Below are 15,553 nucleotides of genomic sequence, written 5' to 3' on the forward strand. Positions count from 1 at the left end.
CCGGCGATGGCGATAAACGCAATGTAGGAACCAATCATGTACACCTCGCCATGGGCGAAGTTGATCATTCCAATAATGCCGTAAACCATCGTATAGCCGATGGCGATCAGGGCATACGTGCTGCCAACGTTGAGGCCGTTAACCAGCATTTGGAAGAAGTGATAGATGTCAGGCATTACAAAGCTCCTAAAAACCTGAGACGCATTTCACTGGTGGAGTCATTTTCCGGCCTGGGCTGTAAGGGTTTTGACCCTCTTTGAGCGCAAGTCTTCTGCCAGCGAACCGCTGGTGACGGTTTTAAAGATTTTCAGGTGGGGAGACTTTCGGATCACGAAAGCGCGGCCCATATTCCGATACAAAGAGGGGGCATACATGTCCTTAAAACAAAACCCACCGCTCGCGCAGTGGGCTTTGTGATCAGGTCAAAAGCCAGCCCTTACTGTGGGCTTACTTCCGTTTTAGGCTTGTCGAAGTGCCACTCGTAGACCACGAACTTGAAGTTTTTCAAGTCGCCTTTTTTGTCAAAGCTCAGCTCACCCATCGGGGTTTTGAATGTGCCTTCATGGATGGCTTCGGCGACTTTTGCAGTGTCTTGAGTTTTAGCTTTTTCAATGCCTTGGGCAATGACTTCAACAGCGGTGTAGGCCGGGAACACGAACGGACCGGTAGGGTCTTTCTTTTCTGCTACGAACTTGGCAACCAGCGCCTTGTTCTCAGGCTGTTGGTCGAACGCTTGCGGCAGGGTCACCAGCAGGCCTTCCGATGCGCCCTGGGCGATTTGAGAGATGGAGTCGTTGCCCACCCCTTCTGGGCCCATGAACTTGGCGTTCAGGCCTTTTTCCTTGGCTTGGCGCAGGATCAGGCCCAGCTCCGGGTGGTAGCCGCCGTAGTAAACGAAATCGACATTGGCTTGCTTGAGTTTGGCGATGATCGCCGCGAAGTCTTTATCGCCGGCGTTCACACCTTCAAATACGGCAACTTTGGTGCCTTTGCTCTCAAGCGTCTGCTTAACGGCACTGGCGATGCCTTCGCCGTATTGCTGCTTGTCGTGCAATACAGCAACCACTTTAGGTTTCACGTGATCAGCGATGTAGTTGCCTGCAGCCGGGCCCTGGGCGCTGTCCAGACCAATGGTGCGGAAGACGTTCTTGTAACCACGAGCGGTGATTTCCGGCGCTGTGGCGGCCGGCGTAATCATGATGACGCCTTCGTCTTCGTAGATGTCAGACGGCGGCTGAGTGGAGCTTGAACACAGGTGACCGACTACAAACTTGACGCCGTCGTTAACGACCTTGTTAGCCACCGCGACGGCTTGTTTCGGGTCGCAGGCATCGTCGTATTCTTTAGCTTCAAGCATGAACTTCGTGCCGCCAACATCGACGCCGCCGTTAGCGTTGATGTCTTTGATAGCTTGCTTGGCACCAGTGAATTGCATGTCGCCATACTGTGTAACAGGCCCGGTTTTAGGACCCGCAATACCGATCTTGATGGTGTCTGCAGCAAACGAATGGCTGGCAACCCCGGCCAACACCATAGCAGCGAACAGTTTAGTAATTTGCTTAGTAGCCATCTTTATTGGTGCTCCACTCTTCTGTTGTATTTTTTATAGTCCTGGAAGCCAAGGCAGCCGGACCGGGTCTTCTGTGAACGAAATTCCCGGTCAATCCCCCTTGCAACTGTACCGGTACAGTGTAGAGCGCCGGTTCAGCGCTTGAATAGCGGTCAGCCAGGGGAAAAAACAGGAAATGTCGCTTTAACGCAAGAAAGAGACAGAATGGCGGCGGATTAACATCGTGATAGTTATCAGAATGTTGCCAGCTTGGGGTCGTGACCCCTGACCTTTCACTCTTTCTTCGTTCCTCTTCCTTGAATCGGGTTTTTCTACCGGGTGTGCAGCGCTATCATTGCGCGTTTTTTTACCCGGTGAAACCCATGAACCAAGAACCTAGCACCCTCTATGCCAAGCTGATTGGCGAGACCTCAATTATCGAATGGAAGGCCCTTGAAAAATTCTTCGCCAAGGGGGAATTGCTGTGGGTCGATCCAACACTGGACCTGATTGAAGCGGCGCAGGCCGTGAGCCAGGATGAGGCACTCACAGTGGCGGCCTGGATGGCCGCGGGAACCCTGAACAAGCTGTCTGACGCGCAGGCTCAGGACTTTTCTGGGCGTAACCCACTGCTGTGGGCAGTTGTAGTCTCGCCCTGGGTAATGATCCAGGAAAGGGCGGAAAAATAAGAAATTGCACCAAAATCGAGCGGTGGTTACACGCATTTGAATGCAGTAAGTGTGTAGCTCCGTAACTCGTTTTTTGAGTAATGGCATTTTGCCGTGAAGAAACGCCACAAGTCTTCTGGTGGCGTTTTTTATACCAGGCAAGGCCGAGCAGGTTGGAATAGGGCGGTCACTTAAGGCCCGGAGAGTTGTAGCGCAGCGTAATCCGGATTCGTCAGGGAGTGGCTGTTGAGCCGCTCCAGCAGTGCATGCAATTCGGCAAAAGGCACCGCCCGACTGAGCAAAAAACCCTGGATAAAGTCGCAGCCGTGGAGCTTTAGGCATTCGAATTGCTGGAGGTTTTCCACCCCTTCTGTGACCACTTGCAGGTGCAGGGTATGGGCCATCACGATAATAGCCTGGACAATTTCCATGTCTTGAGCGCTGGTTGGAATGTCGTAGATAAAGGAACGGTCGATTTTCAAGGTGTTGAGTGGCAGGCGTTTCAGGTAGGCCAGAGAGGAGTAGCCGGTACCGAAATCGTCAATGGACAACGAGACGCCCAGTGCCCGGATCTGACGCAACAAGTTAGAGGTGTTGTTGATGTTGCTCATGAGCGCGTTTTCTGTGACTTCGAGCTCCAGCCTGTGAGGCGCAATGCCGGATGAGCGCAAGATGCCGGCTATTTCGTCGGCAAGGGCCGGCCTTACCAGGTTAAGGGCTGAGCAATTAACCGTAAGCCCCAAGTGTTGGCGGCCCAGACGGGAAAGGGCTGCCAAGTCATGGCAGGCTTTGCGCAGCACCCACAGGTCCAGTTCGGCAATCAGGCCATTCGCTTCGGCAATGCCTATAAAGCGCTCGGGGCCCAATAAGCCGTGTTCGGGGTGTTGCCAGCGCACCAAGGCTTCCAGTTTGGCGACACAGCCTTTCTTCAGGTCGTAGATGGGCTGGTAAAACACCATAAGACCGTTGTCATCATTGAGTGCGTTACGCAGCTCTTCTTCTATCTGCAGGTCCAGAGACGCGCGTGCTTTAAGGTTGGAACTGAAGAAGTTCAGGGTGTTACGACCGTTGTCTTTGGACTGGTAGAGCGCCAGATCTGCGTGCTTGAGCAGCTCGGAACTGGTGGTGCCGTCATCGGGAAAGACGCTGATGCCGATGCTGGTGGTCATCACCATTCGGCGGCCTGCCAATGCGATAGGGTCTTTCATTTTGAGCATGATGCGCTGTGCCATGTGTTGCGCTTCATCGCGGTGGTTGATGTTGATCAAGATGCAGAACTCATCACCACCAAAGCGCGCTACCAGATCGTCATGGGTGCGAACGGCGCTTTTGATGTGGGTGGCGATGGTTTTAAGCAGATCATCCCCGGCATCGTGGCCCAGGCTGTCGTTAATGCGTTTGAAATGATCGATATCAAGGAAGATGACCGCAAGTTTGCTGTTTTTTGCCGCGCACTCTGTGAGCTTTTCAGCAAAAATCTGATTGAAGCCTCTGCGATTGATCAAATTGGTCAGCGGGTCGTAATGGGCGACTTGTTGCAAGGACATCCGCGCCTGATCCAACTGCCTGAGCAGTGCGTTGACACGGCGCAGGTCCTGCTCTTTATTTTGCAACTTCTTGTCGACAAGGGCTGCGCTGATGCTACTGCCAATGAGTAAAAGTGCGATCAAAGCGACCATCAAGGCCAATTGCCAGTGATTATTCTCAATGCCGAGGTGCCCAGCGCTTTCTGCCGGTGAATAGCTGTGCTGCGCCCACATACCGACAAAATGCACGCTGATAATGGCAATCCCGGCGACGATGCTGATGGCGTACTTGAAAAACTGATGGAGGATGCCGCTGCTGGTGTGCAGGGAAATGCCGAGCAAGAGCGCGCAGTAGCTGCTGCCAACGGCAAGCACCAGTGAGAGTGCAATCAGTGACGGGTTGTAGTGTGCCAGGTTGTGGGACTGCATGGCTGACATGCCGACATAGTGCATGCAGCAAATACCGAGCCCTAAAACGAGTGCTGCCAGCTTTGGGTGAGCCTGAGACATCGACGGGCGATTGAGCAGGGCCATGGCAATGAGGGCGGCGGCCCACATGATCAGTAACGAAACGATAGTGATGATAAGGTCGTAACGGATCTGGAAGGGGGTTTCAAATGCCAACATGCTGATGAAGTGCATGGCCCAGATGCCACCTGCCAGGCAACTGGCCGCCAGCCATCGCCAGATAGCCTTGGCAGTCGGCTTTTCGGCATTGGCTGCGCGCTCGATCATGTGCAAGGTGGCCAAGCTGGAGCCGCAGGCCACCAAAAAAGCGAGGAGTACCAAGTACGGGTTGTGGCTGCTACTCAACAGCAGGTGCCCGTCCTCAAGATGAGTTCCTGGGAGATGTAGTCTTTGCCATTCCATAGCGTGCCTCGACACCAAGACGAAGTTTGCCAAGTGTCGCAGCCTGGCTTGATACCCAGTGTAGAGGCTGAGAGCCATTTGTGTAGTAAATGATGGCTAAATGATACCTATCATTTTGTCATTAGTCCGATGTGCGTTATCGCGAGGTCTGCTGACGGAGCAATGGAGGGGGGAAGTGGCAGCAGATGCCCCCATTCCCGTTGCGGGAATGGGGTGTTTGTTAAGGTCAATGAATTAACCGGCAACCAGTACGCGAATGGCTTCAAGGCGCAAGGCTGCTTTTTCCAGCATTGCCAGGCTCTGCTCACGTTGCTTGCGCAGCGCGACCAGCTCGCTGTCCCGAACGCTCGGGTTGACAGCTTGCAGGGCTGTCAGGCGCGCCAGCTCTTCTTCGGTGTCGGCAGCCAGCCTGCGCTGGGCATCGGCCACGCGTTCGGCGTGACGCGGGGTGATTTTAGCTTCGCCCGCATTGATTTTCGGTGTCAGGCTGTCGCGCTGTGCCTGAATAAACTTGTTGGCGCTGGCGCGAGGCACGCTTTCCAGTTGTTCATTCAGGGTTTCGAAGGACACCCGTGACGACAGGTCGTTGCCGTTGGCGTCGAGCAGGCAGCGCAGTGCCGCTGGCGGCAGGTAGCGGCCCAGCTGCAAGGAGCGGGGCGCAACGACTTCGCTGACGTAAATCAGTTCCAGCAACACCGTGCCCGGCTTCAGTGCCTTGTTTTTGATCAGGGCAACGGCGGTGTTACCCATAGAACCCGATAGCACCAGGTCCATGCCACCTTGCACCATCGGGTGTTCCCAGGTGATGAACTGCATGTCTTCGCGGGACAGGGCCTGGTTGCGATCGTAGGTGATGGTCACGCCTTCGTCGTCGCCCAGCGGGAAACTGGCGTCGAGCATTTTTTCGCTCGGCCGCAGGATCAGGGCATTTTCCGAATGGTCTTCGCTGTCGATGCCAAAGGCGTTGAACAGCGTTTCCATATAGATCGGCAAGGTGAACTGATCGTCCTGCTCCAGAATCGCTTCAACCAGCGCTTCGCCTTCGCCAGAGCCACCGGAGTTCAACTCCAGCAAGCGGTCACGGCCGGTGTGCAGTTCTTGTTCGAGGCGTTCGCGCTCGGCTCGGGCTTCGTCGATCAGGGTTTGCCACTCTTCATCGTCGCCGGCCTCCAACAGCGGCAGCAGACGGGGGCCGAAGGTGTGCTGCAGTGCATTACCGGTCGGGCAGGTATTGAGGAACGCATTCAGCGCTTCGTGGTACCACTGGAACAGGCGCTGTTGCGGGCTGGTCTCCAGGTAAGGCACGTGCAGTTCGATAATATGTTTCTGGCCAATCCGGTCCAGACGGCCGATACGCTGCTCCAGCAGGTCCGGGTGGGACGGCAGGTCGAACAGCACCAGGTGATGGGCGAACTGGAAGTTGCGGCCTTCACTGCCAATTTCCGAACAGATCAGCACTTGTGCGCCGAACTCTTCATCCGCGAAGTAGGCGGCGGCGCGATCGCGCTCAAGAATATTCATGCCTTCATGGAACACGGTGGCCGGAATACCGGAACGCACGCGCAAAGCGTCTTCCAGGTCCATGGCCGTTTCGGCATGGGCGCAGATCACCAGTACCTTGGTGCGTTTGAGCATCTTGAGTGTGTCAATCAGCCACTCAACACGCGGGTCGAAGTTCCACCAGCGTTGCTCGTCGCTGGCCTCCGGTTGGGACTGGAAGCTGACTTCAGGGTGCAACTCGGCGTGTTCACCCAGAGGCAGTTCAAGGTATTCGTCCGGGCACGGCAGCGGGTAGGCATGCAGTTTTCGCTCGGGGAAGCCCTGAATAGCGGCGCGGGTGTTACGGAACAGAACGCGGCCGGTGCCGTGGCGGTCAAGCAGTTCGCGCACCAGACGGGCGCTGGCCTCGGCATCGCCCTCGTTGACGGCCGCGAGCAAGGCGTCACCTTCAGCGCCCAGGAAGCCATGAATCGTTGTCTGGGCTTCAGGCGACAGGCGGCCTTTGTCCAGCAATTCTTGAACGGCCTGGGCTACCGGGCGGTAGTTTTCGCTTTCAGCACGGAAAGCCGCCAGGTCGTGGAAGCGGTTAGGGTCCAGCAGGCGTAAACGTGCGAAGTGACTGTCTTGCCCCAGTTGCTCCGGGGTGGCGGTCAGCAGCAGAACGCCGGGGATGACACCGGCCAATTGTTCTACAAGGCCGTATTCAGGGCTGACGTTGTCTTCGTGCCACACCAGGTGATGGGCTTCGTCGACGACCAGCAAGTCCCAATCGGCATCAAACAGTGCGGCCTGGGCTTTGGGGTCATCGACCAGCCATTCCAGGGCAACCAGTGCCAGTTGACTGTCTTCAAAAGGATTGCCTGCATCGCTTTCGATGAAACGTTCTTCGTCAAACAGCGCAACTTCCAGGTTGAACCGACGGCGCATTTCCACCAGCCACTGGTGCTGGAGGTTCTCTGGCACGACGATCAGCACGCGGCTGGCGCGGCCACTGAGCAGTTGACGGTGGATCACCAGGCCCGCTTCGATGGTTTTACCCAGGCCCACTTCGTCTGCCAGCAATACCCGTGGGGCGATGCGGTCCGCTACTTCGCGGGCAATGTGCAATTGGTGTGCAATCGGTTGCGCGCGAACCCCACCCAGGCCCCAGAGCGGCGATTGCAACTGACGGCTGGTGTGTTCGAGGGTGTGATAACGCAGCGAGAACCAGGAGAGCGGGTCGATTTGCCCGGCAAACAGGCGATCACTGGCCAGGCGGAACTGGATGAAGTTCGACAGTTGGGTTTCGGGCAGGGTAACGGCTTCGTTGTGCTCGTTGAGCCCGTGATAGACCATCAGGCCATCGGCGTCCTCGACTTCACGCACGGTCATCTTCCAGCCTTCGAAATGGATGATCGAGTCACCCGGTGAGAACCGTACCCGTGTGAGCGGTGCGTTGCGCAGCGAATATTGGCGGGTCTCGCCAGTGGCCGGATAGAGCACGGTCAGCAAGCGACCGTCCTGTGCCAGAACGGTGCCTAACCCTAGCTCAGCTTCGCTGTCACTAATCCAGCGTTGCCCCGGTTGATACTGCTGCGCCATGCTGCCTGACTCCCGCTTTGAAAAAGCCGAGTATATTAACGGAACAAGGGCCTCAGTCCAAAGGCTCTCATGAAAAAGCTGCTCGGGCGTTCAAGCGCCGGAACGATTTACGATGAGCGGCTTCACGTTGGTCGGCTGACAACCGATAACCTGGTTTACAGGAGAACGATACGTATGCTGCCGCCTATCTTGCCGCTCAGCGTTGTACCCGTGACGTCCCAACAAGATCCTGCACGCCCTCGTCCCGATATCCCGCCCGTAGTGCCAGCACAGGCCAGTTCCGGGGACAGTGCGATCAACCTGGCCCATCACGAGCGTGATGAAGCGGCATTGCTATTGCGTGAAGAGCAGCAGCGCCAGCAACAGCAGCGTCGTGATGAAGCGGCTGAGGACGGCCAGTCGGGCGGCCCGGCCAGCGATGGTACCGAGCCTGCAGCCCCGTCGGTTGACGGCATGCAGCGTCAGGGGCTGTGGGTTGATATCAAGGTCTGACCCTTTTTTCTGGCCTCGCGTGCCAGTGCGTCGCATTATTGGCCGAGAGCCTGCGGCCAACGCCGTGCGGTACCTCGACTAGAACTCACAGACAGTGGCCCGATGCGATATGAGCGAAGACAACAAACTGATCGATCTGAACGCTGAACGCATAAAGCGTGTACATGACCTCAAAGAAAAACGTCTGAATGAAGTGCGGGCCGCCTTCGAGCAAGCCCTGCCTTTTGCCAAAGCGGGTAAAAAACCCAAGAAGAAGCCTAAAAAGCGCTGACCAACAGCGTTTCTCATGATCTGAGTCAACAATGCCTTCCGGGCCCGGCCGGGGTGAGGGGCAACATTGATCCCGGTCAAGTTCTCGCTGTGCGTGTCTGGTTAATCTAGCTTCAACACACACAGACACGCACAGGAGGCCGTCATGTTTCTCGATAATGTGGTTATCGCTGGAGTCGTTACCGTCGGCCTTATGGTTTTGTTTTTTGCGGGTCTGGGCATTTTTATCTGGAAAGACTCACAAAAGCGTAAAGAGCGCTGAGTCTTTCGCACGCAGAGCACGCAAGGCATTTTGGGCGACTTCGGTCGCCTATTTTTTTGTGCCCTTTTTAAGGTGTACAGGGTTGGCATGATCGCGGCGCATAAAAAAAGGTACGCCCTGTGAGGGGCGTACCTTTTTTGTGCCGCGTGTGTTATCAGCCGAGCGCTGTGGAGGCGAGCCAGAACAGTGCGGCAGACAAGGCAACAGTAGCGGGTAGCGTCAATACCCAAGCCATCAGGATGGTCTTGATCGTACCGCCTTGCAGGCCGCTTTTGTTGGCGACCATCGTCCCTGCCACACCCGACGACAGAATGTGCGTCGTGGACACGGGCAGGGCGTAGATGTTGGCCAAGCCAATGGCGACCGTTGTGGTGATCTGCGCCGACATACCCTGGGCATAGGTCATGCCTTGCTTGCCGATCTTTTCACCGATGGTTTTAACCACGCGTCTCCAGCCCACCATAGTGCCCAGGCCCAGTGCCAGAGCGACCGCCAGAATCACCCAGAACGGAGCGTATTCAGTGGTGGCTGTCAGGTCTTTACGCAGCTTCTCGAGGTCCGCCTTCTCGCGAGTCTCCAGTAGGGGCAGCTTGCTGACTTTCTTCGCGGTATCGTCCAGGCACAGCAGGTAGCGACGGATCTCGATACGCTTTTCCGCGGACAGCGAGTGGTAGTCCGATACGCCTTTCAGCGAGTCCAGCAAGGCCGTGATGGTTGGCTCGGTTTGCTGGGGGTTACAGCTGAACTGTTCTGGCAGGTCGCCCTTGGCGCTTTTGCCCAGCGCCAGGAAATCGCTCAAGGTGTCGTGATTGCGCTGATAGAACTGGCTCAGGTGCAGGGTGGCGTCGCGAGTCCGCTCAATCTGGTAAGTGGTGCTGTTGAGGTCCAGCACGAAAACACTCGGCACGATACCGATCAGAACCAGCATGATCAGGCCGATACCTTTCTGGCCATCGTTGGAGCCGTGAACAAAACTCACGGTCATGGCAGAAATCACCAGCACCAGGCGGTTCCAGAATGGCGGGTGCTTTTTGTCGTCCAGTTTGCGGCGCTGCTCCGGGGTTTTGTGCATCTTGGAGTCAGGGCGCCACCACTTGAGGCCAATCAACACCAGAGCCGCTAGCAGAAAACCGGCGAGGGGCGAGAACACCAGTGAGGCACCAATATCGATAGCCTTCTGCCAGTTCACACCTTCACTCACGGGAATGCCGGTAATCAGGGCGTTGGCCAGACCGACACCGAGGATCGAGCCGATCAGGGTGTGGGAGCTGGATGCCGGAATACCGAAGTACCAGGTGCCCAGGTTCCAGGTAATGGCTGCAGCGAGCAGCGAAAACACCATTGCCAGGCCGTGACCGGTGTTCACATTGACCAGCAGCTCTACGGGCAGCAGGTGGACGATGGCATATGCCACACCGACCCCGCCGAGCAGGACGCCGAGAAAATTGAACACACCGGAAAAAAACACCGCCAGGTGAGGCGGCATGGCTTTGGTGTAGATGACAGTCGCTACCGCGTTTGCGGTGTCATGAAAGCCGTTAATGAACTCAAAGGCGAGAACAAAGGCTAGGGCGAAGAAGAGGCTGATAAGAACCCAGGCGTCCAATCCGCTTAATAGATCGATCATGAAGGTTTTCTGACACGGTCATAAAGGGGGCGGAATTATGCCAGAAAACCCCGGTAATCGATGCATTAGCTGCCTGTTGGTAACATCTAAAAATGAAAAACTTTGTAAGACACATTCATTTGCCAATGCCTGGACTACCCTGCAAGCCGCTGATATCAAAGGCTTTAAGCGTTCAGGAAGGATCTTGTTGGCGCGCGCAAAGGTCTGAAATGAGCGTGTGAAATTTCTCAAATCGGAAGCTTTGCCGGGGTGTATGGCCACACCGTTTCACAAAACGGCTGCTCTGGCCCGTGTACAGGGGGTGCCAGAGGCGGAGTGCCAGATCAACGCCGCAGGAAGAAGTTAGTCACCCTTACGCTCTTTTTCAATTTTCTGTATTTCATCCGTGAAGGCTTGATCGAGCAGGCTTGCCCGTTTGCGCCAAGGCTTGCGCTCGGGCTCGGGCTGGGCGGCATAGGTCGTCACTTCACCACCGTAAACATCCTTGTAACGTTGTTCCTGACGCTCAAGTTCTGCGCGCAGTTCGTCTTTCGTCACAGTGTTACCTAAATAGAGTGGAAATAAAAATCGATGAACCTTCGTGGGGCAATGAAGAACCAACTGACGGTTGCGGGTGCACTCGTATTACTCATACACACCGTCAAGATTAAACCAATCGCTCCGCGCGCGGCCCGATCATCAACTAATGGATGACTGTGCCGCGGTGAGTGTTCACCCCAATGAAAAATAACATACCGTGCACTTAACGTTTCAGGGCATATTCACGGATTGGATTCACGCGTGAAATTGGATCCAATGGGTGGATATGTTCGATCCGGTACATTCAATTACGTGCAGGCCCTCCAGGGTCTGAGTAATGGCTCTACTATCGCTGAATAAGTTCGGTTGCGTCAACTTCCAAGTGGCTATCAGTGGAGGTGCACTCGTGACTAAACGAGTTGCGCAGTGCGCATTATTAGTGGCTCCGGCTATTAGTTATCCTGATGAATTATTCAATGTGTTGAGCGGGTTTAAAATCGTTCAATCATAAACAGTGTTTTTCTTTCAGCGCTACTGCGGCGTGTGCAGATGACTTGCCCCTTTCGTTGTTTAAATAATGGTTGGCTCAATCATGGTCAGCAGTTTCTTCTTTGCGCGGATTGATCATTATCTTGTCCCTGTAGGGAAATGGCGGAACCTTTCGTATGACAGCGGCCGGGTGTGTTAATACCGTTATATTGCGATTATCGGTCATTGGTTCGATAATCGCCCATTACCGCTGGCGCACAGGGCCTGTCCGGCGGGTTTGGTCTGCAATAATAAATAAGTAAATCAGCAGGGGGCAGGGAATGAGTGAGCAATTGCGTAATGTGGCTGCCTGTATTGCGCCGCCGATTGTGGCATCGCCCGCCAAGCGCATTCAGGCGTTTGCAGGCGACCCCGATTTTATGGCTTCACTGGCCCGAGGCTTGGCCGTGGTGCAGGCGTTTCAGGAGCGCAAGCGGCACCTGACCATTGCTCAAATCAGCCATAGGACTGAAATTCCCCGCGCGGCGGTGCGCCGTTGCCTCTATACCTTGATCAAGTTGGGGTATGCCACCACCGATGGGCGCACCTATTCACTGTTGCCCAAAGTGTTGACTCTGGGCCACGCCTATTTGTCTTCGACACCTTTGGCCGTATCGGCGCAGCCCTACCTGGATCGCATGAGCGAGCAGTTGCATGAAGCCTGCAATATGGCGACGCTCGAAGGCGACGACATTTTGTACATCGCTCGTTCAGCGACCACTCAGCGTTTGATCTCTGTGGATCTCTCCGTGGGTGGGCGTTTGCCGGCCTATTGCACCTCCATGGGGCGCATCCTGCTGGCGGCGCTGGACAACGTGACGCTGGACGAATACTTGTCTCATGGCGATTTTCAGGCCAAGACCAGCCGAACGCTGCACACCCCCGAGGCCTTGTTGGAATGCCTCAAACAAGTGCGCACTCAGGGCTGGTGTGTAGTGGATCAGGAGTTGGAGCAAGGTTTGCGCTCGATTGCCGTGCCGGTCTATGACGCCTCGGGGCAAGTACTGGCGGCCCTGAATGTCAGCACCCATGCGGGCCGTGTTACCCGCACAGAACTGGAACAGCGCTTTCTGCCGATCATGCTCAATTCCAGTCGCGAACTGAGTGCTCAGTTGTTTACTTGATTCGTTCTGCTTCGGCTATTACACAGCTAGCTAACTATGTGTTCGTTAATCGAACACATAGTCGATTATCGGATTGTTTGACCGGGTACGGCGGCTTAACCTGCTGATTATCCGGTGCCCTCTGGCGCACCTCCAACGCTCAGTGGCCTACAACAATCGGGAGCTACCCCAGATGGCAGATATCATCTCGCTGCACGACGCCGTGAAACAGTTTGTGAACGACGGCGACACCCTTGCCCTCGAAGGTTTTACACATCTCATTCCGACCGCAGCCGGTCATGAAATCATTCGTCAAGGCAAGAAAGACCTGACTCTGGTGCGTATGACACCTGACTTGATCTACGACCAGTTGATCGGAGCCGGGTGTGCCCGCAAGTTGATTTTCTCTTGGGGCGGTAATCCAGGTGTCGGCTCGTTGCACCGTCTGCGCGATGCTGTCGAAAAACAGTGGCCGCAGCCGCTGGAGATCGAAGAACACAGTCACGCTGACCTGGCCAATGCTTATGTGGCAGGGGCTTCGGGCTTGCCCTTTGCGGTACTGCGCGCTTATGCAGGCTCTGACCTGCCCAAGGTCAACCCGCTGATCAAAACCGTGACGTGCCCGTTCACTGGCGAAGTACTGGCCGCTGTGCCTTCAGTACGCCCGGATGTCACCGTGATTCATGCCCAAAAAGCAGACCGCAAAGGCAACGTGTTGCTGTGGGGCATTCTGGGCGTGCAAAAAGAAGCCGCACTGGCGGCCAAGCGGTGCATTGTGACGGTTGAAGAGATTGTCGACGATTTGCAGGCTCCGATGAATGCGTGCGTGCTGCCTACCTGGGCGTTGAGCGCCGTTTGCCATGTGCCGGGCGGGGCGCACCCTTCCTACGCTCATGGTTACACCGAGCGTGATAACCGCTTCTATCAAGCGTGGGATCCGATTGCCCGCGATCGTGAGACGTTTACTGCCTGGATTAACGAATACATCCGTGGCACTGCGAATTTCAGTGAGTTCCAGGCCAAGCTGGCCCGCGCTTCGGAGGCAAAATAATGACTTACTCCACCAACGAAATGATGACCGTCGCCGCTGCCCGCCGCCTGAAAAACGGTTCAGTGTGCTTTGTTGGCATTGGCCTGCCTTCCAAGGCCGCCAACCTGGCGCGCCTGACTTCGTCCCCGGACGTCGTATTGATCTACGAGTCCGGGCCGATCGGCGCAAAGCCCAACGTGCTGCCGCTGTCCATCGGTGATGGCGAGCTGGCCGAAACCGCTGATACTGTGGTCTCGACCAGCGAAATCTTTCGTTACTGGCTGCAAGGTGGTCGCGTGGATGTTGGCTTTTTGGGGGCCGCGCAGGTTGACCGCTTCGGTAACATCAACACCACCGTTGTGGGGGATTACCACCACCCTAAAGTTCGCTTGCCGGGAGCTGGTGGTGCGCCGGAGATTGCCGGTTCAGCGAAAAGTGTGCTGATTATTCTCAAGCAGTCAGCCCGTTCGTTTGTCGACAAACTGGATTTCATTACGTCAGTCGGCCATGGCGAGGGCGGCGATTCACGCCAACGCCTGGGCCTGCCGGGTGCTGGGCCGGTGGGCATCATTACGGACTTGTGCATCATGGAACCGGAGGCGCAAACCAACGAATTTGTCGTCACGGCACTGCACCCGGGCGTTACCCGTGAGCAAGTGGTCGCAGCCACGGGCTGGGCCGTGCGTTTTGCCGATCACGTAGAGCACACTGCGGCACCGACTGAGGTAGAGCTTGAAGCGCTGCGCGATCTGGAAGCGCGTACCGCAGTGGCCCACGGCCAAGCACCGGGAGAAGCGTGATGCGCGACGTTTATATCTGTGACGCGATCCGTACCCCGATCGGGCGCTTTGGCGGTGGCCTGGCCGCCGTTCGCGCTGACGACCTGGCCGCGACCCCAATCAAGGCCTTGATGACGCGTAACCCGAGCGTGAAATGGGACGAGGTGGACGAAGTGTTTTTCGGCTGTGCCAACCAGGCCGGTGAAGACAATCGCAACGTCGCCCGCATGGCGGCATTGCTCGCCGGTCTGCCAGACACCGTTCCTGGCGTGACCTTGAACCGCCTGTGCGCTTCGGGCATGGACGCGATCGGCACCGCATTCCGCGCCATTGCTAGCGGCGAGATGGAGCTGGCGATTGCCGGGGGTGTCGAATCGATGTCCCGTGCCCCCTTTGTGATGGGCAAGGCCGATGCTGCGTTTTCACGCACGATGAAGCTGGAAGACACCACCATCGGCTGGCGCTTTATCAACCCGCTGATGAAAGCCCAGTACGGTGTGGACGCTATGCCGCAGACCGCCGATAACGTGGCCGATGACTACGGTATTTCCCGTGCCGATCAGGACGCCTTTGCCCTGCGTAGCCAGCAGCGAACGGCGGCGGCGCAAGCGGCCGGCTACTTTGCTGAGGAAATCGTGCCAGTGCGTATCACCCATAAAAAGGGTGAAACCGTGGTTGAGCAGGACGAGCACCCCCGTGCCGACACCACCCTTGAAACCCTGAGCCGGCTAAAGCCCGTCAACGGGCCGGATAAAACCGTGACCGCTGGCAATGCCTCGGGGGTCAATGATGGTGCGGCGGCGCTGATTCTCGCCTCGGCCGACGCGGTGAAACGCCACGGCCTGACCCCCCGCGCCCGCGTGCTGGGAATGGCCAGCGCCGGCGTTGCGCCCCGAGTGATGGGTATTGGCCCGGTGCCGGCTGTGCGCAAATTGGTGGAGCGCCTGGGCCTGGTGGTCACAGATTTTGACGTGATCGAACTGAACGAAGCATTCGCCAGCCAGGGCCTGGCGGTGCTGCGCGAGTTGGGCCTGGCCGACGATGCGCCGCAGGTCAATCCCAACGGCGGAGCTATTGCCTTGGGACACCCGCTGGGCATGAGCGGCGCACGGATCGTCATGACTGCGTTACATCAGCTGGAAAAAACCGGCGGTAAAAAAGGTCTGGCCACGATGTGCGTCGGCGTAGGGCAAGGCCTTGCCCTGGCTATCGAGCGCGTCTGATCGCGCTACGCTTTACGTGTTCGCCA

13 protein-coding genes and 1 pseudogene are annotated in these 15,553 nt (G+C 56.5%); 8 read left to right on the forward strand and 6 right to left on the reverse strand.

Going from position 1 to position 15,553, the window contains the following annotated elements; all coding sequences use genetic code 11:
* Positions 1 to 176, reverse strand: a pseudogene (locus Q1W15_RS15475) (branched-chain amino acid ABC transporter permease LivH); the annotation flags it as partial.
* 260 nt (positions 177 to 436) lie between these two features.
* Positions 437 to 1,576 carry a branched-chain amino acid ABC transporter substrate-binding protein gene (locus Q1W15_RS15480; protein WP_300730161.1) on the reverse strand — a complete coding sequence of 380 codons (1,140 nt, stop codon included), beginning with the start codon at positions 1,574 to 1,576 and terminating at the stop codon, positions 437 to 439.
* Between the two features lie 356 nt (positions 1,577 to 1,932).
* Here Q1W15_RS15480 and Q1W15_RS15485 point away from each other — a divergent pair, with 356 nt between their 5' ends.
* On the forward strand, positions 1,933 to 2,238 hold the full coding sequence (locus tag Q1W15_RS15485; RefSeq protein WP_300730062.1) for a DUF2288 domain-containing protein: 306 nt from the start codon (positions 1,933 to 1,935) through the stop codon (positions 2,236 to 2,238).
* A 170-nt stretch (positions 2,239 to 2,408) separates the two neighbouring features.
* On the opposite strand, the gene Q1W15_RS15490 is transcribed toward Q1W15_RS15485, so the two are convergent.
* Complete coding sequence (locus Q1W15_RS15490) at positions 2,409 to 4,613, reverse strand: EAL domain-containing protein (RefSeq protein WP_300730063.1); 2,205 nt, start codon at positions 4,611 to 4,613, stop codon at positions 2,409 to 2,411.
* Positions 4,614 to 4,847: 234 nt separating this feature from the next.
* Positions 4,848 to 7,694 (reverse strand): RNA polymerase-associated protein RapA, encoded by a 2,847-nt coding sequence (gene rapA / locus Q1W15_RS15495; protein ID WP_300730064.1) that lies wholly within the window; start codon positions 7,692 to 7,694, stop codon positions 4,848 to 4,850.
* Between the two features lie 174 nt (positions 7,695 to 7,868).
* Between rapA and Q1W15_RS15500 the strand changes: the two genes are divergently transcribed.
* The 3 genes from Q1W15_RS15500 (at position 7,869) to ccoM (ending at position 8,718) form a co-directional block, all read left to right on the forward strand.
* Positions 7,869 to 8,186: an aspartate-semialdehyde dehydrogenase gene (locus tag Q1W15_RS15500; RefSeq protein WP_300730065.1), complete on the forward strand. Its 318-nt coding sequence runs from the start codon at positions 7,869 to 7,871 to the stop codon at positions 8,184 to 8,186.
* Positions 8,187 to 8,295: 109 nt separating this feature from the next.
* On the forward strand, positions 8,296 to 8,457 hold the full coding sequence (locus tag Q1W15_RS15505) for a hypothetical protein (protein ID WP_300730066.1): 162 nt from the start codon (positions 8,296 to 8,298) through the stop codon (positions 8,455 to 8,457).
* Between the two features lie 144 nt (positions 8,458 to 8,601).
* A complete protein-coding gene (gene ccoM, locus Q1W15_RS15510) occupies positions 8,602 to 8,718 on the forward strand; it encodes a cytochrome c oxidase subunit CcoM (protein ID WP_300730067.1) in 117 nt (38 codons plus the stop codon).
* Positions 8,719 to 8,872: 154 nt separating this feature from the next.
* Here ccoM and Q1W15_RS15515 read toward each other — a convergent pair whose 3' ends face one another.
* Positions 8,873 to 10,345, reverse strand: a complete 1,473-nt coding sequence (locus tag Q1W15_RS15515) for an inorganic phosphate transporter (protein ID WP_300730068.1) — start codon at positions 10,343 to 10,345, stop codon at positions 8,873 to 8,875.
* 342 nt (positions 10,346 to 10,687) lie between these two features.
* Complete coding sequence (locus Q1W15_RS15520) at positions 10,688 to 10,882, reverse strand: hypothetical protein (protein ID WP_300730069.1); 195 nt, start codon at positions 10,880 to 10,882, stop codon at positions 10,688 to 10,690.
* A 791-nt stretch (positions 10,883 to 11,673) separates the two neighbouring features.
* Between Q1W15_RS15520 and pcaR the strand changes: the two genes are divergently transcribed.
* From pcaR to pcaF, 4 genes are all read left to right on the forward strand, one after another.
* The gene (gene pcaR / locus Q1W15_RS15525; protein WP_300730070.1) at positions 11,674 to 12,516 is read left to right on the forward strand and encodes a pca regulon transcriptional regulator PcaR; all 843 of its coding nucleotides are present in this window, start codon (positions 11,674 to 11,676) and stop codon (positions 12,514 to 12,516) included.
* A 172-nt stretch (positions 12,517 to 12,688) separates the two neighbouring features.
* A complete protein-coding gene (locus Q1W15_RS15530) occupies positions 12,689 to 13,546 on the forward strand; it encodes a CoA transferase subunit A (protein WP_300730071.1) in 858 nt (285 codons plus the stop codon).
* Positions 13,543 to 14,325, forward strand: coding sequence for a CoA-transferase subunit beta (locus tag Q1W15_RS15535; protein WP_300730162.1), 783 nt, complete (start codon positions 13,543 to 13,545; stop codon positions 14,323 to 14,325). The genes Q1W15_RS15530 and Q1W15_RS15535 overlap by 4 nt, the downstream gene beginning before the upstream one ends.
* Positions 14,322 to 15,527: a 3-oxoadipyl-CoA thiolase gene (pcaF, locus tag Q1W15_RS15540; RefSeq protein WP_300730072.1), complete on the forward strand. Its 1,206-nt coding sequence runs from the start codon at positions 14,322 to 14,324 to the stop codon at positions 15,525 to 15,527. Before Q1W15_RS15535 ends, pcaF begins: the two co-directional genes overlap by 4 nt.
* Positions 15,528 to 15,553 lie beyond the last annotated feature (26 nt).

Origin of the sequence: Pseudomonas sp. (assembly GCF_030150285.1) — a bacterium.
Classification (GTDB): Bacteria; Pseudomonadota; Gammaproteobacteria; order Pseudomonadales; family Pseudomonadaceae; genus Aquipseudomonas.

Bases quoted from the DNA above. Each gene is read 5' to 3' on its own strand.
- ccoM (WP_300730067.1), top strand. From the start codon at position 8,602: ATGTTTCTCGATAATGTGGTTATCGCTGGAGTCGTTACCGTCGGCCTT.
- Q1W15_RS15500 (WP_300730065.1), top strand. From the start codon at position 7,869: ATGCTGCCGCCTATCTTGCCGCTCAGCGTTGTACCCGTGACGTCCCAA.
- pcaR (WP_300730070.1), top strand. From the start codon at position 11,674: ATGAGTGAGCAATTGCGTAATGTGGCTGCCTGTATTGCGCCGCCGATT.
- Q1W15_RS15505 (WP_300730066.1), top strand. From the start codon at position 8,296: ATGAGCGAAGACAACAAACTGATCGATCTGAACGCTGAACGCATAAAG.
- Q1W15_RS15515 (WP_300730068.1), bottom strand. From the start codon at position 10,345: ATGATCGATCTATTAAGCGGATTGGACGCCTGGGTTCTTATCAGCCTC.
- Q1W15_RS15490 (WP_300730063.1), bottom strand. From the start codon at position 4,613: ATGGAATGGCAAAGACTACATCTCCCAGGAACTCATCTTGAGGACGGG.
- Q1W15_RS15530 (WP_300730071.1), top strand. From the start codon at position 12,689: ATGGCAGATATCATCTCGCTGCACGACGCCGTGAAACAGTTTGTGAAC.
- Q1W15_RS15485 (WP_300730062.1), top strand. From the start codon at position 1,933: ATGAACCAAGAACCTAGCACCCTCTATGCCAAGCTGATTGGCGAGACC.
- rapA (WP_300730064.1), bottom strand. From the start codon at position 7,694: ATGGCGCAGCAGTATCAACCGGGGCAACGCTGGATTAGTGACAGCGAA.